The sequence below is a fragment of the Gordonia hydrophobica NBRC 16057 genome, from assembly GCF_001592365.1.
GTDB classification, from domain to species: domain Bacteria; phylum Actinomycetota; class Actinomycetes; order Mycobacteriales; family Mycobacteriaceae; genus Gordonia; species Gordonia hydrophobica.
Genome location: NZ_BCWU01000028.1, coordinates 1 through 2,223, shown reverse-complemented (window position 1 = coordinate 2,223; position 2,223 = coordinate 1). Strand labels below are relative to the sequence as shown.

The window sequence follows — 2,223 nt, the reverse complement described above, 5'->3', positions numbered from 1 at the left end:
GTCGACGACGCGTGAATACTGACCCCCAGACGACGGGTGAATGTTGACCCCCTTCGACACTCTGGAGGGTGTGATTTCAGTGGAAGATTGGGCCGAGATCCGGCGACTGCACAGAGCTGAGGGACTGTCGATCAAGGCGATCGTTCGTCGGACGGGTGTTGCCAGGAACACCGTGCGGGCGGCGTTGCGGTCGGAGGAGCCGCCGAAGTATCGGCGGGCGTCGAGGGGGTCGTTGGTCGATGCGGTCGAACCGCAGATCCGGCAGCAGTTGATGTTGGATGCGCGGATGCCGGCGACGGTGATCGCTGAGCGGATCGGGTGGACGAACTCGATGACGATCTTGAAGGATCGGGTCCGTCAGATCCGGCCGGACTATGCCGGGATCGATCCGGCTGATCGGATCGTGCGGGTACCGGGTGAGTCGGCGCAGATGGACTTGTGGTTTCCGGCGACGAGGATCCCGACTGGTTATGGGCAGACGGCGATCTTGCCGGTGCTGGTGATGACGCTGACGTTCTCGAAGTTCTTGTCGGCGATGATGATCCCGTCCCGACAGGCCGGAGACATTCTCGCCGGCATGTGGGAACTGATCGCCGGAGTCGGAAAAGTGTCGAAAACCCTTGTGTGGGACCGGGAGTCAGCGATCGGCGGGCGAGGTAAGCTCACCGATCCGGCAGCGATGTTCGCCGGCACCCTGGGCACCAGGATCGTCCTAGCGCCACCGCGGGACCCGGAGTTCAAGGGCATGACCGAACGGAACAACGGGTACTTCGAGACCTCGTTCCTGCCGGGCCGTGAGTTCGCCTCACCGACGGACTTCAACGAGCAGGTTGGCCTGTGGCTGCCGAAGGCCAACCGCCGGACGGTCCGCTCGTTGCACGGCCGCCCGGTCGATTTCCTTGAGCAGGATCTGGCGGCGATGACTGGGTTGCCGCCGGCGCCGCCGACGGTGGGGTTGACCGGTCGGGTGCGGTTGGCGCGCGACTACTACGTGCGCGTGGCCGGCAACGACTACTCGGCGCATCCGTCGGCGATCGGCCGGTACGTCGACTTCGCCGCGAGCATGGACGAGGTCGTCATCTCCTGCCAAGGCCAGGCGATCGGTGTGCACACCCGATGCTGGGACTCCGCCCGGACGATCACCGATCCTGAGCATGTGGCCGCGGCGAAGGTCCTGCGCCGTGAGTACGCCCGCACCCAGCGGGCCCGGTATGAGGCTGCCCAGCGCGGCCGGTTGCTGCCGGTCGACCCGACGCTGGTGCGTGACCCGGGCAGCTATGACAGCCTGTTCGGCACCGACTTCGACCCCGCACCGGCACCAGTCTCGGAGGCGTCGGCATGATCAGTGAAACCACCACGGCCGCAACAGGATCAGCCACTTCCGGGGCGACGACGGCATCGACGTTGGCATACCTGTCTCGGGTGCTCAAGACACCGACGATCGGACGAGTGTGGGAATCCCTGGCGGCGACGGCCCGGCAGGACGGGTGGTCGCACGAGGAGTACCTGGCCGCGGTCCTGCAACGCCAAGTCGCCGACCGGGAGGCCTCCGGCACCCGACTGCGGATCGCCGGCGCGCACTTTCCGGCAGTAAAGACCCTCGAGGACTTCAACCTCGATCACCAGCCGTCATTGCGGCGTGATGTTCTCGCGCACCTGCAGACGATGACGTTCATAGCCAAAGCCGAGAACGTGATCTTGCTCGGACCGCCCGGTGTGGGCAAAACCCACCTCGGCATCGGACTCGGAATGGCCGCCTGCCAGGCCGGGTATCCGGTCGCGTTCGACACCGCCACCGGATGGGCGGCCCGGCTCGCCACTGCGCACAGCGAGGGGCGTTTGGAGCACGAGTTGAAGCGGCTGCGACGGTACAAGCTGTTGATCATCGACGAGGTCGGCTACCTGCCGTTCGATGCCGATCAGGCCAACCTGTTCTTCCAACTGGTCGCGCACCGCTACGAACAGGGCTCGATCCTGATCACCTCGAACATGCCGTTCGGGAGGTGGGGAGAGATCTTCAATGACGACATCGTCGCCGGCGCCATGATCGACCGCCTCGTGCACCACGCCGAAGTCCTCGCACTCAGCGGCGACTCCTACCGCACACGCTCCCGACGGGAGCTCCTCACAACTTCGCCCGAACCGGGCGAACGCCACTAACAACCAACACAGGGGGTCAATTTTCAGACGTCGAAAAGGGGTCAGATTTCACCCGCCGTTGAC

Annotated in this window: 2 protein-coding genes; both read left to right on the top strand. The window is 65.1% G+C overall.

Annotated elements, in window-relative coordinates; all coding sequences use genetic code 11:
* The first annotated feature begins 70 nt into the window (after nt 1-70).
* Complete coding sequence (gene istA, locus GH2_RS21050; protein ID WP_204701092.1) at nt 71-1,342, top strand: IS21 family transposase; 1,272 nt, start codon at nt 71-73, stop codon at nt 1,340-1,342.
* Entirely contained in the window at nt 1,339-2,160 is an 822-nt protein-coding gene (istB, locus tag GH2_RS21045) for an IS21-like element helper ATPase IstB (RefSeq protein WP_066172647.1), read from the top strand. Before istA ends, istB begins: the two co-directional genes overlap by 4 nt.
* Nucleotides 2,161-2,223: the final 63 nt, after the last annotated feature.

What these genes read in the sequence shown, in the direction of transcription:
- istB (WP_066172647.1), top strand. Translation starts at nt 1,339, where the DNA reads ATGATCAGTGAAACCACCACGGCCGCAACAGGATCAGCCACTTCCGGG.